Annotated in this window: 20 protein-coding genes and 1 pseudogene; 6 read left to right on the top strand and 15 right to left on the bottom strand. The window is 73.8% G+C overall.

Going from position 1 to position 22,260, the window contains the following annotated elements:
* Nucleotides 1-168: 168 nt before the first annotated feature.
* From ACF08D_RS02620 to ACF08D_RS02595, 6 genes are all read right to left on the bottom strand, one after another.
* Nucleotides 169-1,254, bottom strand: coding sequence for a PP2C family protein-serine/threonine phosphatase (locus ACF08D_RS02620; RefSeq protein WP_392220663.1), 1,086 nt, complete (start codon nucleotides 1,252-1,254; stop codon nucleotides 169-171).
* 73 nt (nucleotides 1,255-1,327) lie between these two features.
* On the bottom strand, nucleotides 1,328-1,891 hold the full coding sequence (locus ACF08D_RS02615) for a hypothetical protein (RefSeq protein ID WP_392220662.1): 564 nt from the start codon (nucleotides 1,889-1,891) through the stop codon (nucleotides 1,328-1,330).
* Nucleotides 1,892-3,049: an ROK family glucokinase gene (locus ACF08D_RS02610; protein ID WP_392220661.1), complete on the bottom strand. Its 1,158-nt coding sequence runs from the start codon at nucleotides 3,047-3,049 to the stop codon at nucleotides 1,892-1,894.
* 127 nt (nucleotides 3,050-3,176) lie between these two features.
* Nucleotides 3,177-4,001 carry an ATP-binding cassette domain-containing protein gene (locus ACF08D_RS02605; protein WP_392220660.1) on the bottom strand — a complete coding sequence of 275 codons (825 nt, stop codon included), beginning with the start codon at nucleotides 3,999-4,001 and terminating at the stop codon, nucleotides 3,177-3,179.
* Entirely contained in the window at nucleotides 3,998-5,029 is a 1,032-nt protein-coding gene (locus ACF08D_RS02600) for an ABC transporter permease (RefSeq protein ID WP_392220659.1), read from the bottom strand. The genes ACF08D_RS02605 and ACF08D_RS02600 overlap by 4 nt, the downstream gene beginning before the upstream one ends.
* Entirely contained in the window at nucleotides 5,026-6,051 is a 1,026-nt protein-coding gene (locus ACF08D_RS02595; protein WP_392220658.1) for a sugar ABC transporter substrate-binding protein, read from the bottom strand. Before ACF08D_RS02595 ends, ACF08D_RS02600 begins: the two co-directional genes overlap by 4 nt.
* A 313-nt stretch (nucleotides 6,052-6,364) precedes the next feature.
* Here ACF08D_RS02595 and ACF08D_RS02590 point away from each other — a divergent pair, with 313 nt between their 5' ends.
* A complete protein-coding gene (locus tag ACF08D_RS02590; RefSeq protein WP_392220657.1) occupies nucleotides 6,365-7,765 on the top strand; it encodes an MFS transporter in 1,401 nt (466 codons plus the stop codon).
* Between the two features lie 13 nt (nucleotides 7,766-7,778).
* Here the strand turns inward: ACF08D_RS02590 and ACF08D_RS02585 are convergent, their stop codons facing one another.
* Nucleotides 7,779-8,498 (bottom strand): GntR family transcriptional regulator, encoded by a 720-nt coding sequence (locus ACF08D_RS02585; protein WP_392221190.1) that lies wholly within the window; start codon nucleotides 8,496-8,498, stop codon nucleotides 7,779-7,781.
* Nucleotides 8,499-8,674: 176 nt separating this feature from the next.
* Between ACF08D_RS02585 and ACF08D_RS02580 the strand changes: the two genes are divergently transcribed.
* A complete protein-coding gene (locus tag ACF08D_RS02580; protein WP_392220656.1) occupies nucleotides 8,675-9,700 on the top strand; it encodes a Gfo/Idh/MocA family oxidoreductase in 1,026 nt (341 codons plus the stop codon).
* Here ACF08D_RS02580 and ACF08D_RS02575 read toward each other — a convergent pair.
* Nucleotides 9,697-10,376: pseudogene (locus ACF08D_RS02575) on the bottom strand (response regulator). The gene ACF08D_RS02580 and the pseudogene ACF08D_RS02575 sit on opposite strands and share 4 nt — an antisense overlap.
* Nucleotides 10,373-11,638: a sensor histidine kinase gene (locus ACF08D_RS02570; protein WP_392220655.1), complete on the bottom strand. Its 1,266-nt coding sequence runs from the start codon at nucleotides 11,636-11,638 to the stop codon at nucleotides 10,373-10,375. The pseudogene ACF08D_RS02575 and the gene ACF08D_RS02570 overlap by 4 nt, the downstream one beginning before the upstream one ends.
* Before the next feature lie 147 nt (nucleotides 11,639-11,785).
* On the opposite strand from ACF08D_RS02570, the gene ACF08D_RS02565 reads away from it, so the two are divergent.
* A complete protein-coding gene (locus ACF08D_RS02565; RefSeq protein WP_392220654.1) occupies nucleotides 11,786-12,010 on the top strand; it encodes a hypothetical protein in 225 nt (74 codons plus the stop codon).
* 14 nt (nucleotides 12,011-12,024) lie between these two features.
* Here ACF08D_RS02565 and ACF08D_RS02560 read toward each other — a convergent pair whose 3' ends face one another.
* The 3 genes from ACF08D_RS02560 to allB all read right to left on the bottom strand — a co-directional run bounded on the left by ACF08D_RS02560 (nucleotide 12,025) and on the right by allB (nucleotide 15,394).
* Complete coding sequence (locus tag ACF08D_RS02560; protein WP_392220653.1) at nucleotides 12,025-12,648, bottom strand: dihydrofolate reductase family protein; 624 nt, start codon at nucleotides 12,646-12,648, stop codon at nucleotides 12,025-12,027.
* A 246-nt stretch (nucleotides 12,649-12,894) separates the two neighbouring features.
* Nucleotides 12,895-14,007 (bottom strand): allantoicase, encoded by a 1,113-nt coding sequence (alc, locus tag ACF08D_RS02555; protein ID WP_392220652.1) that lies wholly within the window; start codon nucleotides 14,005-14,007, stop codon nucleotides 12,895-12,897.
* Between the two features lie 4 nt (nucleotides 14,008-14,011).
* Entirely contained in the window at nucleotides 14,012-15,394 is a 1,383-nt protein-coding gene (gene allB, locus ACF08D_RS02550) for an allantoinase AllB (RefSeq protein WP_392220651.1), read from the bottom strand.
* A gap of 402 nt (nucleotides 15,395-15,796) precedes the next feature.
* On the opposite strand from allB, the gene ACF08D_RS02545 reads away from it, so the two are divergent.
* Nucleotides 15,797-16,612, top strand: a complete 816-nt coding sequence (locus ACF08D_RS02545; RefSeq protein ID WP_392220650.1) for an IclR family transcriptional regulator — start codon at nucleotides 15,797-15,799, stop codon at nucleotides 16,610-16,612.
* Between the two features lie 222 nt (nucleotides 16,613-16,834).
* Here ACF08D_RS02545 and ACF08D_RS02540 read toward each other — a convergent pair whose 3' ends face one another.
* The 3 genes from ACF08D_RS02540 to ACF08D_RS02530 all read right to left on the bottom strand — a co-directional run bounded on the left by ACF08D_RS02540 (nucleotide 16,835) and on the right by ACF08D_RS02530 (nucleotide 19,584).
* Nucleotides 16,835-17,134, bottom strand: a complete 300-nt coding sequence (locus ACF08D_RS02540) for a hypothetical protein (protein ID WP_392220649.1) — start codon at nucleotides 17,132-17,134, stop codon at nucleotides 16,835-16,837.
* Between the two features lie 93 nt (nucleotides 17,135-17,227).
* Entirely contained in the window at nucleotides 17,228-17,542 is a 315-nt protein-coding gene (locus tag ACF08D_RS02535; RefSeq protein WP_392220648.1) for a DUF5955 family protein, read from the bottom strand.
* Between the two features lie 92 nt (nucleotides 17,543-17,634).
* Nucleotides 17,635-19,584, bottom strand: a complete 1,950-nt coding sequence (locus ACF08D_RS02530) for a serine/threonine-protein kinase (protein WP_392220647.1) — start codon at nucleotides 19,582-19,584, stop codon at nucleotides 17,635-17,637.
* Between the two features lie 140 nt (nucleotides 19,585-19,724).
* On the opposite strand from ACF08D_RS02530, the gene ACF08D_RS02525 reads away from it, so the two are divergent.
* Nucleotides 19,725-20,369, top strand: coding sequence for an NTP transferase domain-containing protein (locus ACF08D_RS02525; RefSeq protein WP_392220646.1), 645 nt, complete (start codon nucleotides 19,725-19,727; stop codon nucleotides 20,367-20,369).
* Nucleotides 20,370-20,597: 228 nt separating this feature from the next.
* Nucleotides 20,598-22,220, top strand: a complete 1,623-nt coding sequence (gene aceB, locus ACF08D_RS02520; RefSeq protein ID WP_392220645.1) for a malate synthase A — start codon at nucleotides 20,598-20,600, stop codon at nucleotides 22,218-22,220.
* Nucleotides 22,221-22,260: the final 40 nt, after the last annotated feature.

Below are 22,260 nucleotides of genomic sequence, written 5' to 3'. Positions count from 1 at the left end.
GGTGCGGCCGTCGCGCACGTCGGGCGGCCGGTGGGCACCCGTCGCGCACCGGGAAGGTCGAGCACGACGCCCGTGCATCGTACAGACGGACGGGTGACGGCCGTCCCGGTCCGTCACCTCGCGTCCCTCGGCCCCCGCGCACGGTCCGGGCGCGGCGCCGGTGCGGGGTCAGGGCGCCCGGAGGCGTACGGCCAGGGCGGCGATGTCGTCGTCGAGGCGGCCCCTGCTGTAGCGGAGGAGGTCGCGGTGGAGGGCGGTGAGCAGGTCGCGGGGCGGGGTGGGGGGCTGGTGGCGCAGCCAGGCCGCGAGCGGGAAGAACTCGCCGTCGTGGGCGCGGGCCTCGGCGATCCCGTCGGTGTAGAGGAGCAGGACGTCGCCGGGGGCGAAGTCGAAGGTGTCGACGTGGTAGCGGTCGCCGATGAGCTCCGCGAGGCTGAGCAGCGGCGAGGGGGTGGCGGACTCCAGGACGCGGAGCTTCCCCCGGTGCAGGAGCAGCGGCGGGGGGTGTCCGCAGTTGAGGATGTCGATGCGGCTGCCCCGGTGCGGGATCTGGACGAGCAGGGCGGTGGCGAAGCGCTCCATCGGTCCCTCGGGCGGGAAGGCGGCGTTGTAGCGGGCGCTGCTGGCGTCCAGCCTGCGGGCCACGTCGACCATGTCGGCCTCGCCGTAGGCCGCCTCCCGGAAGGCGTTGACGATCGCCGCGGCGGCGCCCACGGCCGGCAGGCCCTTGCCCCGTACGTCGCCGATGAGCAGCCTGACCCCGTACGGCGTGTCGGCGACCTCGTAGAAGTCGCCGCCGATCCGGGCCTCCGCCGCGGCGGCGAGGTACAGCGACTCGATCTCGATGACGCCGTAGCGGCGGGGCATGGGGCTCAGCACCACCTGCTGCGCCGCGTCGGCGACCAGCCGTACCTGAAAGAGGGTGCGTTCCCGCTGGAGCCGGACGTGGCTCCCGTACGCGGCGGCCACGGTGACCGCGACGATGCCGGCGGCCGTCCACCACGTCCCGAGGTCGGGGAAGACGAGGCTGAGGCCGATCATCAGGAACAGGCAGACCGTGCCGAGCAGGACCGTGGGGAGGACCGGCCACATGGCGGCGGCCGGAGCCGCGGGCAGCAGGCGGCTGAAGGCCATCTCGGGCGGGGTGCTGTAGGCAAGGCTGGCGATGACGACGGTCAGGATGACCGGCGACAGCCGCACGAGTCTTCCCGGGCCGGGGCGCCTACGGAGCCGCAGCCGTCCGGACGCGATCACATCCCATAGGATATCCACCCCATCCGGACAAAGCGCCTCGACGCCGCTCCGCGCCTTCCGAGGCGGCGGTCGATCAGGGGGTGGCGGTCGAGACGACGCGGACGCGCGGGGCCGCCGGGTCGGTGAGGTCGACGGTGATGTCCTGGGAGGGGCGCGGCTTCTTCTGGCGGTGGGTGGTGGCGGACCAGTCGCGGCCCTCCGGGAACGTCCAGCCGACGGTCCGCGCGTCGCGGTCGCTGATGGTGACGTCCCGGCCGTCCAGCGCGGCGCGGCCGGTGCCGACGTCGTTCAGGAAGTCGTCCAGTCCCGAGCCGGTGGTGGTGAACTCGACGTAGAGCCTGCTCGACTTCCAGTTGCTGGTCTCGAAGTAGGCGACCTCGGTGGAGCCGCCGGGGATCGGCACCTCGAACACCCGGCGCTTCATCTTCGAGGGCCAGCTGTCCCGGAGGCCGGTGACGGAGGACTCGGCCTCCTTGTCGCGCCCGCTGGCCCGGCTCTGCTGGGCGGAGATCACCAGGTAGCCGGCGGGGACGCCGATGAGCAGCACGATCACCACGGCGGTCAGGACCCGGCGGCGGATCGTGCGCCGCCGCTCCTCCGGGGTCGCGGGCCGGTTCGGTGCGGACGTGACGGACATCTAGGGTTCCTGGGTCGTGGTCGTGCGGCCGTTGCGGATGGCCTGGGCGTACCGCTCGTACTTCTCGTAGCGCTCCAGCCGGCGGCGGTTGGCCCGGCGGAAGCGGCGGGCGACGAGCCGGGCCAGGTCCGCGGCGCCGACCATACCGGCTTCCGGGCCGAGCTGCGCCCGGGCGATGCGGGCCTCGGGGCGGTAGCCGCGGCCGGTGAGGTGGCGCCGGAAGGCGTCCCGGGCGGGCCCGATGAGCAGGTCGTCGGCCGCGCTGACACCGCCGCCGACGACGAAGCAGGACGGGTCGAGGGCGGCGGCCAGATTGGCGATGCCGACGCCGAGCCACTGGCCGATGTCCTGGAACAGCTCCACGCACATCGCGTCGCCCTCACGGGCCAGCTCGGTGATCAGCGGGCCGGTGATGTCGGGGACGGAGCCCTTCACCCGCTCGATGATGTTGTACGCGACCGGCGAGTCGGCCGCGGCCAGCTCCCGGGCCTCGCGGACCAGGGCGTTGCCCGAGCTGTACTGCTCCCAGCAGCCGCGGTTGCCGCACGGGCAGCGGTGGCCGCCCGGGACCACCTGCATGTGCCCGAACTCGCCGGCCACGCCGTACTTGCCGCGCTTGACCTGGCCGCCCTCCAGGATGGCGCCGCCGATGCCGGTCCCGAGGGTGATCATGACGAGGTGGTCCTCGCCCCGGCCGGCGCCGAACCGCCACTCCGCCCAGGCGGCGGTGTTGGCGTCGTTGTCGACCATGACGGGGACGGCGAGGCGGGCCTGGAGCGAGTCGCGCAGCGGCTCGTTGCGCCAAGCCAGGTGCGGGGCGAACAGCACGCGGCTGCGGTCGGCGTCGACCCAGCCGGCGGCGCCGATGCCCACGGCGTGCACGTCGTGGCGGTCGGAGAGGTCCAGGACCAGTTCGGTGATGGTGTCCTCGACGACCTTGGCGCTCTTGGACTTGTCCGGCGTCTCGGTCTTGATCTGCTCCAGGATGCGCCCGTCGGCGTCGACGACGCCCGCCATCACCTTCGTACCGCCGATGTCGATGCCGACGGTGGGGACGCGGGGCGCGCTCAGGTGCGAGCGGCGCTCGCGGGCCGAGACGGTCCGCAGGACGGTGGCGCGGGCGGAGCCCCGGTGCGGGAGATCGCGGTACGTGCTCACGGGTCCAGTCGCCTCGGTGGTGGGGGGAGCCGGTGGGTGGGGGCCGGCGGCGGACGGCGCCCGCCGCCCCCGATTCTGCCAGGTACGGGTACGGGGGCGGCGGTGCGGCGGGGTGGGGGCGGCCGGGTCAGGGCGCCGGGTCGGTGCCGGGCCGGTGGCCGCCCAGGTGGGTGGGGGACGGGGCGCGCTCCAGCTCGTGGCGGAGGTCGTCGAGTTCGCTGCCGCCGGCCATCTGGCGGGTCAGCTCGTCGAGGGTGACCGAGTCCTTGGTGTGGCTCGCGGCCATCGCACCCCGCTTGAGCAGGACGAAGCGGTCGCCGACCAGGTAGGCGTGGTGCGGGTTGTGGGTGATCAGCACCACGCCGAGCCCGGCGTCCCGGGCCGCCGCCACGTACTTCAGCACCACACCGGACTGCTTCACCCCGAGCGCGGCGGTCGGCTCGTCCAGGACCAGCACCCGGGCGCCGAAGTACACGGCACGCGCGATCGCCACGCACTGGCGCTCACCGCCCGACAGGGTGCCGATCGGCTGGTCGACGTCCCGCAGGTCGATGCCCATCCGCAGCAGCTCGGAGCGGGTGGTCTCCCGCATCAGCGCCACGTCCAGCCGCTTGAAGGGCCCCGCCCCCCGGGTGGGCTCGGAGCCCAGGAAAAAGTTGCGCCACACCGGCATCAGCGGCACCACCGCCAGGTCCTGGTAGACGGTGGCGATCCCCCGCTCCAGCGCCTGGCGCGGCGAGGACAGGGCCACCGGCTCGCCCTCGATGCGGAAGTCGCCCCCGTCGTGCCCGTGCAGCCCCGCGACAATCTTGATCAGGGTCGACTTGCCCGCGCCGTTGTCACCCAGGACACAGGTGATCTCACCCGCGTGCACCTCCAGCGACACCTCCCGCAGGGCACGGATGTTGCCGTAGTGCTTGCTGACCCGGTCCAGCTCGATCAGGGCCGTCACGTCGTCGCCTCCGCACGCTTGCGGACCCACGCGTTGAGCAGGGTCGCCAACAGGAGCATCGCTCCGAGGAAGAACTTGAACCAGTCCGGGTTCCACTCCGCGTACACGATGCCCTTGCTGGTCATGCCGAAGATGAACGCCCCGACCGCCGCACCGATCGCCGACCCGTACCCGCCGGTGATCAGGCACCCGCCGATCACCGCCGCGATGATGTAGATCAGCTCGTTGCCCACCCCCTCACCGGACTGCACCACGTCGAACGAGAACAGCAGGTGCTGCCCCGACACCCAGGCGCAGAACGCCACCCCCATGTAGAGGACCGTCTTCACCGGGCGCACCGGCACACCCACCGCCCGGGCGGCCTCCGCGCCGCCGCCCACCGCGAAGATCCAGTTCCCGAACCGGGTCCGCAGCAGGATCCACGTCGCCAGCGCCACCAGCCCCAGCCACCACAGCACGGTCACCTTGACGTCGAGGCCGCCCAGCGAGAACTGGGAGGCGAACAGGGCCCGCGCCGAGCCGAAGCCCTCCATGTCGGCGATCGTCTTGGTGGACACCGTGCCGCTGATCAGCTTCGTCAGGCCCAGGTTCAGGCCGGTCAGCATCAAAAACGTGCCCAGCGTGATGATGAAGCTGGGCAGCTTCGTCCGGGTGAGCATCAGCCCGTTGAACGCGCCGATCGCCAGGGTGACCAGCAGCGACACCACCACGCCGACCCATACGTTCGCCGTCATCTGGAAGCTGAACATCGACGACACCAGCGCCGAGCTGGTCACCATCACCCCGGCCGACAGGTCGAACTCGCCGCCGATCATCAGCAGCGCCACCGGCACCGCCATGATCCCGATCGTGGACGCCGCGTACAGGACCGTGCCGAAGCTCGACACCCGCAGGAAACCGTCCGCGACCACCGCGAAGAACAGGAACACCGCCAGCGCCCCGACCACCGAGCCCAGCTCCGGCCGCCCCAGCAGCCGGCGCACCGGCGAGGTACGCAGCAGCCGCTCGTCGGCCGTCGTGGCCGTCATCGCGTGCCCCGCTCGGTGAAGGCGGCCAGCGCCCCGGCGTCCTTGGCCGTGATGATCTGCGGACCGGTCAGCACCGGACGCCCGCCGCCCAGCACATCGGCGTTGTAGCGGTAGAGCCACAGCAGGTCCACCGCCTCGTACCCCTGGAGGTAGGGCTGCTGGTCGACCGCGAAGCCGAGCTGCTCGCTCTTCAGCCCGGCGGCGACCTTGGCGTTCAGGTCGAAGGTGTCGATCTCCGCCTTCGAGCCGGCCGACTTCTTCGCCTGCACCGCCGCGTCGGCGAACGGCGCGCCGAGGGTCACCACGGAGTCGATGGACGGGTCGGTCTGCAGCTTCGCCTCGATCGACGCCTGGACGTCGGGCATGTTGGTGCCGTCCACATACAGGTTCTGCACCTGGCCGCCGAAGGTCTTCTTCACCCCGCCGCACCGCTGCTCATGGCCCACATTGCCCTGCTCGTGCAGGACGCACAGGGCCTTCTTCCGGCCCCGCTCGTCCAGCTCGTCGCCGACCGCCTCACCCGCGATGGTCTCGTCCTGCCCGATGTGGGTGAGCGCCCCGAACGCCTTGGACTGCTGGGCGCCGGAGTTCACCGTGATCACCGGGATGCCCGCCTTCACCGCGCGGGCCACGGCCGCCTTCATCGCGTCCGGCTTCGCCAGCGTCACGATCAGCCCGTCGACCTTCTTGTCGACATAGGAGTCGACCAGCTGGGCCTGCTGCTGCCCCTCGTCGCTGTGCGCGTACAGGAAGTTGATGTTGTCCTTCACCGCGGCCTGCTTGGCGCCGTTCTGCACGATGTCCCAGAACGTGTCGCCGTCCCCCGAGTGCGTCACCATCGCGAACGTCCACCGCGGGGTGTCCACCGCCGCACGCCCCTGCGCCGCGGCCGACTTCCGGGCGTCCTCCGCACGCTTGCCACCCGTGGCACTGCACCCGGCGAGGGCGCCCGCGAGGGTCACCCCGAGCACCGCCGCCAGCACCGCGCGCAGCGCGCGTACCCCTGTCCGTTCCCTTGCCACGACGCCGTGCTCCTCCAAGCGGGCTCGTTGCCCCTGCCGCTGTCTGTGCCGCTGGGCCTGCTGTTTCTGCTGTTGTCGTACGACTGGCCAAGTATGGGTCATGGTGATGTGCCCCGGTTTCCTCGGGTGCCGTGGGCCGCGGGAGCTCCGCCGGGCGCCGCCCGGCCGGGCGGGCTGGTGCGTTTCTACGGGGCCGGGAGAGCCGCGTCAATGGTTTGTCCGAACATTCTGACGCGCGGCCGCCCGCCGGCCGCCGGTCACCGGGGTGGGCGGTCCGGTGGCGGGCGGGCGGGGCCCGGGGTCTGCTGGGTCCATGGGATCGACGTCCGTGCCGGCTCCACCGGCGTCCTCGCGGCGGGGGGCGGGCGCCTTCGCGGCGGTCGCCATCGCCCTGTTCGCCATCCAGGTGGACTTCTTCGCGCTGAACCTCGCCATCCCCGGCATCGCCCGGGAGCTGGGCGTGACGGTCACCGCCGCCCAGTGGACGCTGTCGTCCTACATGCTGGCCGTGGGCTGCCTCTTCATCGTGGGCGGCCGGCTGGGCGACCTGCTCGGCCGCCGCCCGGTGCTGCTGACCGGCATCGGGCTGTTCGCCGCCGCCTCGGTGGGCTGCGCGCTCGCCCCCACGCTGGGCGTCCTGGTGGTGGCGCGGGTGGTGCAGGGCGCCGGGGCGGCCCTGGTCTTCCCCGTGTCGGTCTCCGTCATCAGCAACACCTTCCCCGAGGCCACCCGGGCGCGGGCGCTCGGGGCGGTGTTCGCACTCGCCAATGTGGGCACCGCTCTCGGGCCGTTCGTCGGCGGCGGGTTCACCGACGGCCCCGGCTGGCGGTGGATCTTCTGGCTGCTGGCCCCGCTGAGCGCCCTCGCGCTGCTGATCGCGGTGCGGTACGTCCCCGACTCCCGCGACGAGAGCGCGCCGCGCCAGGTCGACCTGCCGGGCTGCCTGGCCGTGGTGGCGAGCCTGGCCGCGCTGACCCTCGCGGTGGAGCGGGGCAGCGCCTGGGGCTGGGACCACCCGCGCACCCTGGTGCTGTACGCGGTGGCGGTGCTGGCCGGGGCCGCCTTCGTGCGGCGCGAGCGCACCTGCGCCCATCCGCTGGTCGACTTCCGGCTGTTCCGCAACGTCTCCTTCGACCTGGTCACGGTCATGGGGTCGGTGTGCAACATGGGCTACGCCGTCACGGTGTTCCTGGCCACCCTCCAGCTCCAGCAGACCCGCGGGCTGTCCGCGCTGCTGGCGGGCACCGTGTTCCTCGCCCCGGCGCTGATGGTGGCGTGCTCCGGGCCGCTCGGCGCCTGGCTGTCCACGCGGCTGCGGGCGACCACGGTGATGGCGCTCGCCGGGGCCGTGGCGGGCACCGGCATGATCGGCCTGAGCCTGGTGTGGGCCTGGTGGCTCTACCTGCCGGTCTTCACCTGGTGCGCCCTCGGGCTCGGCCTGGGCTGGACCTTCTCCAGCGTGGCCACGCAAGCGGTCGTCCCGCCCGCCCGGGCCGGCGAGGCGTCGGGCGTGGTGCTCACCGCGCTGGTCACCCTGGGCGCCATCGCCCTGGCCGCCGCGGCGGCGGCGATCACCGCGCTCACCCCGGAGACCGGCCCGGAGGCCGCGTACGACGCCATCCTGCGCGTCGGCGGCGCCGTCATCGCCGGCGCCTCGGTCCTGGTGGTGCTGGTCCACCGCCGCCTGGAGGCCCGCGCGGCCACCGGACCGTGACCGGGGCCGCCGCCTACGGACGGACCAGGAGCTGGAACTCGAAGGCGTAGCGCGAGGCGCGGTAGATGTGGGAGCCGAACTCGACCGCGCGGCCGGTGTCGTCGAAGGTGGTGCGCTCCATCGTCAGCAGCGGGGCGCCCTCGGCCTCGGTGAGCAGGTCCGCCTCCTGGGCGGTCGCCGCGCGGGCGCCGACCTTCTGGCGGGCGCTGTGGAGGGTGATGCCGGCGCCGCGCATCAGCCGGTACAGGCCACTGCGCTCCAGCACCTCGCCGTCCAGGTCGAGCAGCCCGAGCGGGAGGTGGTTGCGCAGCCGGGCCACCGGTTCGTCGTGGGCGAGGCGGAGGCGCTCCACGTACCGGACGTCGGTGCCCTCCGGTACGCCGAGGGCGGCGGCGACCTCGGCGGGCGCGGGCTCGACGCGGTGGGCCAGCACGGTGGTGGCCGGGCGCTGGCCGGCCGCTTCGAGGTCGTCGTACAGGCTGCTCAGCTCCAGCGGGCGGCGGACCTGGCTGTGCACCACCTGGGTGCCCACGCCCCGGCGCCGGACCAGCAGGCCCTTGTCGACGAGCGCCTGGATGGCCTGGCGGACGGTCGGCCGGGACAGGCCGAGCCGGCCGGCCAGCTCGATCTCGTTGCCCAGGAGGCTGCCGGGGGTGAGCGTCCCGCACTCGATGGCCGCCTCGAGCTGCTGGGAGAGCTGGAAGTAGAGCGGGACCGGGCTGGTGCGGTCCACGCTCAGCGGCAGGCGGGCGCCGGAACCGGTCCGGGAACCGGTGTCTTCTCTGGCTGCTCGGGTCTCCTTGGGCACGGGCCGAGCCTATCCACCGGGAATGATGACGGGAAGTCGTGAAGTCCTGTTGTCCGGACAAATGCTTGACAGGGGCGGGTGGCGGCACCACCTTGGGGGCCATGCGCATCGGACTCATCGGAACGGGCCGCATCGGCGGCTTCCACGCGGGCGTGCTCAGCCGCCATCCGGAGGTGGAGGCCCTGGTGGTGGCCGACGCCGACCCCGGCCGGGCGGCCCAGGTCGCCGCGCTCACCGGCGCCACGGCCGCGCCGGCCGTGGACGACGTCCTCGCCCACGGGGTGGACGCGCTCGTCATCACCTCGGCGACTTCGTCCCACGCCGGCCTCATCGCCCGCGCCGCCCGCGCGGGGCTGCCCGCCTTCTGCGAGAAGCCCATCGCCCTCGACCTGCCCGGCACCCTGGCCGCGCTCCGGGCGGTCGAGGAGGCCGGCACCCAGCTCCAACTGGGCTTCATGCGCCGCTTCGACGCCGGCTACCGGGCCGCCCGGGACGCCGTGCACGCCGGGCGCCTGGGCCGGCTGCACACCGTGCGGGCCATCACCTCCGACCCGGCGCCGCCGCCCGCCGCGTACCTCCCGCTCTCCGGCGGGCTCTACCGCGACTGCCTGGTCCACGACTTCGACATCCTGCGCTGGGTCACCGGCCGGGAGATCACCGAGGTGTACGCGACGGGCGCGGACGGCGGGCCCGCGATGTTCCGCGAGGCGGGCGACGTCGACACGGCCGCCGCGCTCCTCACCCTGGACGACGGCACCCTCGCCACGGCCACGGCCACCCGCTGCAACGGCGCCGGCTACGACGTACGGATGGAGCTGGCGGGCGAGCGCGACCAGATCGCGGTGGGCCTCGGCGACCGCACGCCGCTCACGTCCACCGAGCCGCTCGGCCCTCCCCCGGCCGGCAACCCCTGGCCCGGTTTCCTGGAGCGGTTCGCCCCGGCGTACGAGGCGGAGCTGGACGCCTTCGTGCGCGTGACGCGCGGGGAGCTGGCCAACCCCTGCGACGGCCGCGAGGCGCTGCGGGCCCTGCGGGTGGCGGAGGCGTGCGAACGGTCGCGGCGCGAGCGGCGCCCGGTGCGGCTGGACGAGATCGACGACGCGGTGGGGGTCGGCGCGGGGGTCTAGCGCCCGTCGTCCTCGGTGCTCTCGCCGTCGAGGAGGCCCGCGTCGTGGACCAGCAGGGCGATCTGCACCCGGTTGTTGAGGCCGAGCCGGGACAGGACGCGGGAGACGTGCGTCTTGACGGTCGGCAGGCCCATGTAGAGGGCCGCGGCGATCTCGGCGTTGGACAGGCCCCGGCCGACCGCGAGGGCCACCTCCCGCTCGCGGTCGGCGAGCACCGCCAGGCGCGCGGCGGCCGTGGCGCGCCGGCCGGTGCCGGACCGCTCCGGGGACGACGCCACATGGGCCATCAGCTGCCGGGTGACGGCCGGGGACAGGACCGGGTCGCCGGCCGCCACACGGCGTACGGACTCCACGATCCGGTCGGGCGGGGTGTGCCCGCGGCGCCCGCCCGCAGGGCGCGCAGCACCTGCTCGTCGGCGTGGAAGGTGGTGAGCACGACGACCTCGGGGGCGCCGGGGCGGGCGCGGAGGCGTTCGGTGGCGGTGAGGCCGTCGACGCGGGGCATGCGGATGTCCATCAGGACGACGTCGGGGGCGGTCTCGCTCACCAGCGCGGGCACGTCGGCGCCGTCGGCGCCCTCCCCGACGATCCGGATGTCCTCGGCCCCGCCGAGCATGAGGGTGAGTCCCGCGCGGACGAGGGGGTCGTCGTCGACGACGAGCAGCCGGATGGTCATGAGGGCCACGGTAGCCAGGCCCGGAGCGCGAATCCGCCGCCGGGCACCGGTCCGTGGCTCAGCCTGCCGCCGGCGAGGGTGGCGCGTTCGGTCAGCCCGATGAGCCCCTGGCCGGAGCCGGGCACGTGCGGGACGGGGCCGGTGGGGGCGGAGTTGGCGACGGTGAGGGTGAGCCCCTCGCCGGGGCTGCCGCGGAGGGTGAGGGTGACCTCAGTGCCGGGGGCGTGCTTGCGGGCGTTGGTCAGGCCCTCCTGGGCGATGCGGTAGACGGTGCGGCCGGTGGCGGCGGGGACGGACTCCGGGTCGCCGACGCCGTCGTCGAGGGTGACGGCCATGCCGGCCGCCCGGGACTCGGCGACCAGGGCGCCGAGGGTGGCGAGGGTGGGCTGCGGCCGGTGGGCGTCCTCGTGCTCGCCGGGGGCGCGCAGCACGCCGATGATCTCGCGGAGGTCCTGGAGTGCCTCGTGGGCGCTGTCGCGGATCACCCCGGCCGCGCGGGCGACCTCGGGCGGGGGCGCGTCGGGGCGGAACTCCAGCGCGCCGGCGTGGACGCTGAGCAGGGTGAGGCGGTGGGCGAGGACGTCGTGCATCTCGCGGGCGATGGCCTCGCGGGCGGCGCGCTGGGCCTGCTCGGCGCGGAGTTCCGCCTCGGCCTCGGCGCGGTCGGCGCGTTCGCGCAGGGCGACGACCAGCTGCCGGCTGGAGCGGACGAGCATGCCCCAGCCGGTGACCAGCAGGATCAGCACCAGGCCGATGGCGATCGAGGCGAGGGGGTGGAGGGTCGGGTCGGGCCGGACGAGGGCCTGGACCGTGCCGCACACCATCGCCAGGACGGTGACCTGGGCGAGGCGCCGGAAGGGGACGCGGACGGCGAGCCCGAAGAGGGCGACCATCAGGGCGCCGACGGCCGCCGGTGCCACCGCGCTGAGCAGGGAGAGGGCGACGGCCACGGCCACGGGGCTGCGGCGGCGCAGCCAGATCGCGCAGCAGGCGGCGGCGCCGAGGAGCTGGTCGGCGAGGACGGCCGCCTCGGAGTTGCCGAACCTGGCGGCGGCGTCGGCGGCGAGCAGGCCGAAGAAGCCGGCGAAGACGAAGGCGACGGTGTCCACGACCCAGTCCCGCACGGTACGGCGCCGGCGCACCGCGCCGCGGCCCCGGCCGCCCTCGGGGGCCCCGGGGCCGCCGGGGGACCCCGCGTCGCCGGGCAGCCCGGGGCCGGCCAGGTCCGAGGGCAGCAGCCAGGGGTACTCCGTACGCGTCATGTCGACAAAGCTATGCGGCCGGGCGCGGGGTCGCGGCCCGGGAGCGGGGATCCGCTACCAAAGTCGCGCCGGGCCGGTACTTCCGGCGGCGGGCGCGGGCCGGAGGTCCGATGCGGTGGGGCGGCCGGCGGCCCGACGCTCTGCGGTATGCGAAGGATTCTGGAGTTCGCCGGGTCGCTGATGCTGCTCATCGGGGCGGGCGGGGTGCTGCACGAGCTGACCGGTGGGCGGTTCCGTCTGCTGGGCTTCACCCGGCACCTGACCGAGAGCGTCGGCCTCTTCCAGGGGCGGGAGCTGTTCGCCCACGTCCTGGTCGCGGTGGCCGGGTTCGCCGTGCTGATGACCGGCGACCGGCTGGGCCGGGCGCGGTAGGTGCCCGGGCCGGGTCACTCGCCGGCTTCGTAGCTGCCGAACCGCGCGGGTCCGGTGGGGCGGTAGGTCTGGATGGTGACGCCGGTGGACGTGGTGCGGTGGCCGGTGAGGGCGAAGGCGGTCGGGGTGCCGCCGTCCGGGAAGAGGCGGCGGCCGGCGCCGAGGAAGACCGGGAAGACCAGCAGGTTCAGCTCGTCGGCCAGGCCCAGCTCCAGCAGGCTCTGGGCGAGCCGTCCGCTGCCGTGGACCTGCAGCTCGCCTCCGGTGCGCTCCTGCTTGAGGCGGCCGACCTCCTCGGCGAGGTCGCCGGTGAGGACGGTGGTGTTGTTCCAGTCCGCCGCGCCGAGGGTCCGGGACACCACGTACTTGGGCCGGGTGTTGAGCGGGCCCGCGATGGGGTCGTTCTCGTCGGTGACCTTCGGCCAGTACCCGGCGAAGATCTCGTACGTCCTGCGGCCCAGCAGGAAGGCGTCGACCCGGGAGAAGACCTCGGTCATGAACGCGCCGAAGTCGTCGTCCGCGAAGGGGACGGTCCAGCCGCCGTGGCGGAAGCCGCCGGTGCGGTCCTCGTCGGGGCCGCCGGGTGCCTGCATCACGCCGTCGAGGGACGTGAAGGTGGTGATGGTGAGCCTGGCCATGGCCGTGCCTCCGGTTCCGTACGGTCGCTGTTTTCCGGTTCTCACCAGTAACGACCGTTCCGGGGCGCCTTGCTCATCGGTGCGCGGGCCCGGGATCGGGACGGCGACCCCCGGCCGGGGGTCCGGCGGGCCGGGCGCCCCGGGAGGGCGCGGCCGCCGCAGGGCGCGGGGGCGCACCGGTGCTGTCCTTCCGGTGCGCCCCGCGCGCGGCACGGGCGGGTGTCGTACCGCCCGGGTCGGGAGGGGCTAGCTCAGCTCCTCGTGGCGGGCGGTGAGGCGCTTGGCGCCCTCGTCCGTGAGCGAGCCGAACAGGCGGAGGCGGGAGATGCCGCCGTCGGGGTAGATGTCGATGCGCACGTGGGTGCCGACCGCGGGCTCCGGCAGCACGAACCGGTGGTTGGTGTCGGGCTGGAGGCGGGTGCGGGGCAGCACCTCGGTCCAGTCGCCGTCCTCGCCGTCCCGGACCGACAGGGCGGCCCAGCCGGCGCTGTTGCCCTTGAGGTACGCGGTGTCGATCTCGACCGCGCGGATCGCGGACTGCTCCACGAGCCGGTAGCGGATCCAGTCGTTGCCCTTGTCGCGGCGGCGGCGGGTCTCCCAGCCGTCGTCCATCTTGCGGGAGCGGCCGGGCTGGATGGTGTTGGTGGCCGGCGAGTAGAAACGGTCGGAGGCGTCCTCGACGAGCCCGCCGTTCTCCAGGGCGGCCACGTCGAAGGTGCCGAGCACGCCGAGCCAGGCCGGGTCGGGGGCGACCTCGCCGTACACGCGCAGCCGGGCGATGCCGCCGTCGGGGTGCTGCTTGACGCGCAGGTGCGTGAAGCGGCGCCCGGCGTCGACGGCGAAGCCGTTCGCCGCGTGGCCGCCGATGGCGGTGCGCGGGACGAGCGTCGTCCACTCCACGCCGTCGGCGAGCAGGTCCTCGGGCGAGGGCGAGCCGGCGACCGAGGTGCCCTCGACGGACACGGCCTGCGGGTAGTTGCCGCGGAAGTGGGCGGTGTCCACGACGATGCCGCGTACGACGCCGGGGGCGCCGAGCCGGACGAGCGCCCAGTCGTGGTCCTCGTCGGTGGGGTGCGGCTGGGTGGCGGAGACCCCGCGGCGGCGGCGGGTCTCCCAGCCGTCCATGATCTTGCCCTTGTGGCCGAAGTGCTCGGGGTCGAACTCGGCCGGCTCGGGCTTGAGCATGTTCTCGCGCTCGGCGAAGAACTCGTCGTTGGCGGCGATGACGCCCGCGCCGAGGCGGCGGTCGGCCAGATCGACCAGGTCCGTGAAGGGGAGGTCGGCGGTGCGGTAGTCGGCGTACGGGTCACCGCCGCCGTAGGGGCTGGCGTCGCCGGTGAAGGAGGGTATACCGGTCACGGGGTCACTTGTTCCTTTCGAGCAGCCGGCCCGTCGGCTCGGCCAGGGTGCCGTTGTCGGCGATGCGGACGCCCCGCAGCCAGGTGGACTTCACGACGCCGTGCAGGGTCTTCCCGGCGTAGGCGGTGACCCGGTTGCGGTGGTGGAGTTCGGCGGGGTCGACGGTGAAGGTCTCGTCGGGGGCGAGGACCGCGAAGTCGGCGTCCCGGCCCGGCTCGATGGCGCCCTTGCGGTCGAGGCCGGCGAGGCGCGCGGGGGCGGTCGACATCCAGCGGACGACGTCCTCCAGGGTGCGGCCCCGGCGGCGGGCCTCGGTCCAGATGGCGGGCAGCCCGAGCTGGAGCGAGGAGATGCCGCCCCAGGCGGTGGAGAAGTCGGGGGTCTTCAGGTCCGCGGTGGACGGCGAGTGGTCGGAGACGATGCAGTCGATGGTGCCGTCGGCGAGCCCCTCCCACAGCGCGTCCTGGTTGACCGCCTCGCGGATGGGCGGGCAGCACTTGAACTCGGTGGCCCCGTCCGGGATCTCCTCGGCGGTGAGGGTGAGGAAGTGCGGGCAGCTCTCGACGGTGATCTTCACGCCCTCGCGGCGGGCGGCGGCGATCATCGGCAGCGCGTCGCTGGAGGAGAGGTGCAGCACGTGCACGCGCGCGTCCAGGCGCCTGGCCTGGTCGATGAGGTTGGCGATCGCGGTGTTCTCGGCGTCGCGGGGCCGGGAGGCGAGGAAGTCGGCGTACTTGGGCGAGCTCTTCTGCGGGGCGGCGTCGAGGTGGTGCGGGTCCTCGGCGTGCACGATCATCAGGCCGCCGAAGCCGGCGATCTCGGCGAGCGAGGTGGCCAGCTGGTCCTGGTCGAGCTGCGGGAACTCGTCCACGCCGGAGGGCGACAGGAAGCACTTGAAGCCGTAGACGCCCGCGTCGTGCAGGGGCCGCAGGTCCTTGACGTTGTCGGGCAGGGCGCCGCCCCAGAAGCCGACGTCGATGTGGGCCTTGGAGCGGGCCACGTCCTGCTTGGTGCGCAGGTTGTCCACCGTGGTGGTGGGGGGCAGGGAGTTGAGCGGCATGTCCACCAGCGTGGTGATGCCGCCGGCCGCCGCCGCGCGGGTGGCGGTCCAGAAGCCCTCCCACTCGGTGCGGCCGGGGTCGTTCACATGGACGTGCGTGTCGACGAGGCCGGGCAGGACGACGTGGTCGCCGACGTCCTCCAGCCGGGCGCCGGCCGGTACCTCGGCGTCGTGGGGCAGCACCGCCGCGATCCGCTCGCCCGCGACGGCGACGGAGGCGGGGCGGGTGCCCTCGGGGGTGATGACGCGCGTCGAGCGCAGGACGAGCGTCACGTCCGTGCCTGCTGCCTGCTGCGGGTTGCCGTTCAGGTCCACGTTCCCGTCCACTTCACCTTCCGTGTCGGAGTTCCGTATCGAAGGGGGTCCCCCGATGGGGATCCACCGATGGGGATCCGCCGATGGGGTCCACCGACAGCCGATAGGGGATCCACCGATTTCAACGAACTGTTGAAGGAGTCTTCACCGCCGATCTCCCCTCGTCAAGAGTCCCCCGGACGGTCGCCGGGTGGCGACCGGGCGTCTTGGATGTTTCCATGAAGTGGAAACCCAATTTCATGAAGGAGAACGTAGCTCCCCACATGAGTGGGCCGGGCGGACCCGCGCGGGAGCGCGGGGACACCCGGACAAACAGCGCCTGACCGGCGAAGACGGCCCACCGCGGGCGATGTGCCGGGCGGAAGGGCCCGGTAGGCTGCTGATTTGCCACTCCGCCTCGAAAGGACCGTTGACGTGCCGACGTCCAGCGCCAGCACCACCGACGCCGCCAAACCCGCAGCCGCGACCGGCGGCGTCCAGTCCCTGGAGCGTGCCTTCGACCTCCTGGAGCGGATGGCCGACGCCGGGGGCGAGGTCGGGCTGAGCGAGCTCTCCTCCAGCAGCGGGCTGCCGCTGCCCACCATCCACCGCCTGATGCGCACGCTGGTCGCCTGCGGCTATGTGCGCCAGCAGCCCAACCGCCGGTACGCCCTGGGCCCCCGGCTCATCCGCCTCGGCGAGTCCGCCGCCCGCCTGCTGGGCACCTGGGCCCGCCCCTATCTCGCCCGGCTCGTCGAGGAGACCGGCGAGACCGCCAACATGGCGCTGCTGGACGGCGACGAGATCGTGTACGTGGCGCAGGTGCCGTCCAAGCACTCCATGCGCATGTTCACCGAGGTCGGTCGGCGGGTGCTGCCGCACTCCACCGGTGTGGGCAAGGCGCTGCTGGCCCACACCCCGCCGGAGGAGGTACGGGCGCTGCTCGCGCGCACCGGGATGCCCGCCGCGACGGAGAAGACGATCACCACCCCGGACGGCTTCCTGGACGCGCTGGAGCAGGTCCGGTCGGCGGGGTATGCGCTGGACGACAGCGAGCAGGAGATCGGGGTGCGCTGCATCGCGGTCTCGGTGCCCGACTCCCCCACCGCCGCGGCCATCTCCATCTCGGGCCCGGCGGGCCGGGTCACGGAGACCGCGACGGAGCGGATCGTGCCGATCCTCCAGGGCATCGCGAAGGAGCTGTCGACGGCGCTGGCGAACACGGCAGCCGCCAACAACGGCCAGAGCTGAGGACGGGCGGGGGCCTCGCCCCCGGAGGGGCGGGACCCGGGGCCGCTTGACGCCTCGGGCCGTTTGACGCCTCGGGCCGCTCGGGGCGGTCTCAAGCCGTTGGGCGCCTTGGACCGCTTGCGCCGTGTGGGCCGCGTGGGGCCGTGCCGAGCCGTTTGGCGCCTCGGGCCCCGGAGCGCGCGTCTCGGCCGGGGGCACCGCCTCGTACGGCGGTGGCGGCCGTCAGCCGTTGGGGCGGCCCTCCTCGACCAGGTCCACGATGACCGCCGTCGGCGTGCCCACCAGGGCGGGAGCCGCCTCGCGGGAGGACCACACCTTCGTCCGGAGGGCGTCGAGGAACGTCTCCGCCCGGTCGGCGGTCTCGAAGTCCAGGTCGATCACGATGCGCCGGGCGTCGTCCAGCGGGCGCTGGACGCGGTAGCGCAGCACCCCGCCCTGCCGGCGGAAGTCGCCGAACCGGTCGAAGGCGTTCTTCCAGACCTCGTAGTCCGTGATCTCGTGTTCGATGCGGAGCGTCGGCACGGTCCCTCCAGCGTGGTGGTGGTACGGGGCCCCTCGGGCCCCTCCCCCTCATGCTGGGCCGCCCGCCCCGCCCCGGCCAGCGGACGGCCGCCCTCAGCGCGGGCGGTCGCCGAAGCCCTCCACCGCGTGCCGGACGTCGGTGAGCGCGGGAGCCAGGGCGCTGACCGAGCCGACGGCCCCGGCGATCAGCAGTAACGAGCGGCGCAGCCGCCGGACTTCGGGAGGTCCGGCGAGGATCATCGCGGCCAGGGCGGCCAGTTCGTCCTCCGCGATGCCCCGGTCGGCGAAGTCCACCGGATGAATGGCCAGTTCACGGCGGAGACGGGCGACGGCGGCCCGCAGCTCCGCCACCCTCGGGTCCTCGCCGCCGCCCTCGGCCGCGCGCCGCTGCTCCACGCTTCGCAACAACAGCTCTCCCACCCCTTGCACGCACTACGTTGTGCGCCCGTCCCTGTACTTAACGCCATGACGGGCGGGGAGCGCCACTCCTCGGACGAAACTCAGGAGGTGGCTTCCGGGGCGATCGCGCCGCGCCACACGGTCACGTCGAGGGTGACGTAGTGGCTGGGGTCGGACTCCGGGGACTTGCCCTGGTAGGTCACGAGGCCGACGTGCCCGCCGTTGGTCAGGACACAGAGCTGGGAGCCCTTGGAGAGTGCGTCCAGGTCGACCCGGTCGGCATAGCGGGTCTCGGTACGGCAGGTGTCCAGGTCGCCCTTCTGGCCGGTGCGCAGCAGGATGAGGCGGCCGTCGTCGACGTGGATCTTCTCCAGGTTCCAGTCGTACGCGACGTCCACGTTGGCGTCGCCGGCGAGCGGCTTGACGGGGTCGTCCGCCAGGGTCAGGTGGTAGCCGTCGGTGAGGTCGATGCCCTGGTAGGCGACCGGCTCCGGGTCGGCGACGGGCTGCGGGGGCTGCTGGGAGGACGGCGTACCGGACGAGGGGGCGCCGTCCGACGGGGTGCCGGCCGAGGGGCCGGAGTCGCCGGTCGGGGTGTCGGGGGTGGCCTGGTCCTGGGGCGTGGGGTCGCCCGTGGTGCCGCCGTCGCTCGCCGCGCGGTCGCCCTTGCCGCCGTCGGAGGCCATCAGGACGTACACCCCGCCGCCCGCGAGCCCGGCGACCAGCAGGGCGGCGGCGAGGGCGAGCAGGACGTTGCGCTTCGTCTTCTTCCGGGGCGCGGCGGGCGCGCCGGTCGCGGTCGGGGCGGTGGCCGCGCCGGGGCCCGGGGCCGGGGCGGCGGCCTGGTTCGGGTACGGGGCGGGGTGGGTCTGGGGGTAGCCGTAGCCGGGGGCGGGCGCCGAGGCGTGGGTGTGCGGCTGGGTGGGCGGCGGCCCGAAGCCGGGCGGCGGGGTGGCCGGTGCGGCGTGCGCCGTGGGGGCGTGGGTGACCGGCGGCTGCGCCGGGGGCGGGGTGGGTGCGGTGGCGGCCGGGGGCGGGGTGTACGCCGGGGCGGGCGGCGCGTCCTGCGGGGCCGGGGCGGCGGGCGCGGCCGGGGGCTGGGCGGGCGGCGGGGGCGTGGTGGCCGCGGCCGGGGCGGGCGCGGCGGCGCGGGTGGTGATGTCCGCGGCGACGGCGCCGGGCAGCCACTCCTCGGGGCGGCGCAGCGCGGTCTGGTCGCTGGCGGCCTGGCACAGGGTCAGGATCTCGCCGACGGAGGGCCGTTCGGCGGGGTCCTTGGCGAGGCAGCGGGTCACCAGTTCGCGCAGCCGGTCGGGGAGCCCGTCGAGCCGGGGCTCCTCGTGCACGATCCGGTACAGCACGCCGTGCGAGGTGCCCTCGCCGAACGCCGGGCTGCCGAGGGCCGCGTACGCCGTGACCTGGCCGAGCGCGAAGATGTCCGTGGCGGCGGTGACCGGGCGGCCCGCCGCCTGCTCGGGCGACATGAACGACGGGGTGCCGATGGTGACGCCGCTGCCGGTCAGCGAGGTGGCGTCGGCGGCGCGGGCGATGCCGAAGTCGATGACGCGCGGCCCGTCGGCGGCGAGCAGGACGTTCGCCGGCTTGAGGTCCCGGTGCACGATGCCGGCGCCGTGGATGACCTGGAGCGCCTCGGCGATCCCGGCGACCAGGAGGAGGACGGTGTCCACGGGCAGCCCGCCGTGGGCCTGCACCGCGTCGGCGAGGGAGGGGCCGGGGACGTACGCGGTGGCGAGCCAGGGCCGGCGGGCGTCCGTGTCGGAGTCGATGACGGGCGCGGTGTAGAGGCCCTGGACCCGCTGGGCGGCCTGCACCTCCTGGGCGAACCGCCGCCGGAACTCGGCGTCCTCGGCGAAGTCGGGGCGGATCACCTTGATGGCGACCGGCCGGCCGCCCGGGGTGTACGAGAGGTACACCTTGCCCATGCCGCCGGCGCCGAGCCGGGCGGCGAGCCGGTAACCGGCCACCGCGCGCGGATCGTCGTCCTCGAGCGGCTGGAAGACCGTGCCCTGGTGTGCCGGACCACCACTCATCAACCCATGTCCCCCGTCTCGGACTTCGCACTGTGCCGCGGCCGGCGCTGAACGCTCCGGTCCCGGACCCGCACCCTATCCAAGGCGGAGGCTCCTCTTCACCCGCGCGCGGACACCCGTGCGTACGGTATGCACTCCACATGGGACATACGACGACAGACGGACCGGCGGACGGACGGGCGGACGGACGGGCGGAGGGGGCGCGGGTCGCCGGGTTGCTCCTCGCGGCGGGCGGCGGGCGGCGGCTCGGCGGCCGGCCGAAGGCGCTGCTGGAGCACCGCGGGCGGCCCCTGGTCGAGCACGCGGTGGAGGTCCTGCGGGCGGGCGGCTGCGACCCGGTGCACGTGGTGCTGGGCGCCGCCGCCGGCGCCGTACGGGAGCGCGCCGCGCTGGCCGGCTGCGTCCTGGTGGACAACCCGGACTGGGAGGGCGGCATGGGCTCGTCGCTGCGCGCGGGCCTCGCCTCGCTGGAGGGTTCCGGCGCGGACGCGGCGGTGGTGTCGCTGGTGGACCAGCCCGGGATCGGGCCCGAGGCGGTGCGGCGGGTGGCCGCCGCGTACCGCTCCCGCGACGCCCTGGCGTCGGCGGCGTACGACGGGAAGCGGGGCCATCCGGTGCTGCTGGGGGCCGGCCGCTGGGCGGACGTGGCGCGGAGTGCGGAGGGGGACCGCGGGGCACGCGCCTATCTGAGGCGCCACGAGGCGTCGATCGTCCTGGTGGAGTGCGGGGACGTCGCCGAGGCGTACGACATCGACACGGTGGCCGACCTGGGGCACCTGGAGTGAACGGCGTGGCACTCAGCGCCATGTTCTGTCGACTCAGAGAATCTCGACATCAAACAACCATTGAACTTCCACCATGAGGAAACTAGTATCCACTGATCAGAAGCACCCGAACGTCAGAAGGCGCCCGTGACCGTATCTCGGCCCCCTCGGCACTCAGTGCCGTGTGCGCACGCCCGGCGGCTGCGGAACGGCGCCGTGTCCCGTCCCCGCTGAAGGAAGTGACAGCTCATGTCCGCACCAGCGCCGTCCCCGCTGGCCATCGTCGAAGCCGAGCCCCTGCCCCGGCAGGACGAGGTCCTCACCGAAGCGGCCCTGGCCTTCGTGGCCGAGCTGCACCGGCGCTTCACGCCGCGGCGTGACGAGCTCCTCGCCCGCCGCGCCGAGCGCCGCGCCGAGATCGCCCGCACCAGCACCCTCGACTTCCTCCCGGAGACCGCACAGCTCCGCGAGGACGACAGCTGGAAGGTCGCGCCGGCCCCGGCCGCGCTGAACGACCGTCGCGTCGAGATCACCGGCCCGACCGACCGCAAGATGACCATCAACGCCTTGAACTCGGGCGCCAAGGTCTGGCTCGCAGACTTCGAAGACGCGTCCGCCCCCACCTGGGAGAACGTCGTCCTCGGCCAGCTCAACCTGATCGACGCCTACGAGCGCAGGATCGACTTCACCGATCCGCGCACCGGCAAGTCGTACGCCCTCAAGCCCGCCGAGGAGCTGGCGACGGTCGTCATGCGCCCCCGCGGCTGGCACCTGGAGGAGCGCCACCTGCGCTTCGACGGCCGCCCGGTCCCCGGCGCGCTGGTCGACTTCGGCCTGTACTTCTTCCACAACGCGCAGCGGCTGATCGACCTCGGCAAGGGCCCGTACTTCTACCTCCCGAAGACGGAGTCCCACCTGGAGGCCCGCCTCTGGAACGAGATCTTCGTCTTCGCCCAGGACTACGTCGGCATCCCGCAGGGCACCGTCCGCGCCACCGTGCTGATCGAGACGATCACGGCCGCGTACGAGATGGAGGAGATCCTCTACGAGCTGCGCGACCACGCGGCGGGCCTCAACGCGGGCCGCTGGGACTACCTCTTCTCCATCGTCAAGAACTTCCGTGACGGCGGGCAGAAGTTCGTCCTCCCGGACCGCAACGCGGTGACGATGACGGCGCCGTTCATGCGCGCGTACACCGAACTGCTGGTCCGCACCTGCCACAAGCGCGGCGCGCACGCGATCGGCGGCATGGCGGCCTTCATCCCGTCCCGCAAGGACGCCGAGGTCAACAAGGTCGCGTTCGAGAAGGTCAAGGCCGACAAGGACCGCGAGGCGGGCGACGGCTTCGACGGCTCCTGGGTCGCCCACCCCGACCTGGTGCCGATCGCGATGGCCTCCTTCGACGCCGTCCTCGGCGAGAAGCCCAATCAGAAGGACCGCCTGCGCGAGGACGTCTCCGTGGCGGCCGGTGACCTCATCGCGATCGACTCGCTGGACGCGAAGCCCACCTACGACGGCCTGCGCAACGCCGTCCAGGTCGGCATCCGCTACATCGAGGCGTGGCTGCGGGGCCTGGGCGCCGTCGCCATCTTCAACCTGATGGAGGACGCGGCGACCGCCGAGATCTCCCGCTCGCAGATCTGGCAGTGGATCAACGCCGGTGTCGTCTTCGAGAACGGCGAGAAGGCCACCGCCGAGCTGGCCCGCAAGGTCGCCGCGGAGGAACTGGCCGCCATCCGCGCCGAGATCGGCGACGAGGCGTTCACCGCCGGCCGCTGGCAGCAGGCCCACGACCTGCTCCTGAAGGTCTCGCTGGACGAGGACTACGCCGACTTCCTCACGCTGCCCGCCTACGAGCAGCTCGTCGGCTGACGCCCCTCCCCCGCACACCGTTCCGCCCCCCTGCGCCGCA

This window comes from Streptomyces sp. NPDC015131 (genome assembly GCF_043079975.1).
Taxonomy (GTDB): domain Bacteria; phylum Actinomycetota; class Actinomycetes; order Streptomycetales; family Streptomycetaceae; genus Streptomyces.
The sequence above is the reverse complement of the archived record's forward strand: the minus strand, read 5'-3'. Positions and strand labels throughout refer to the sequence as shown.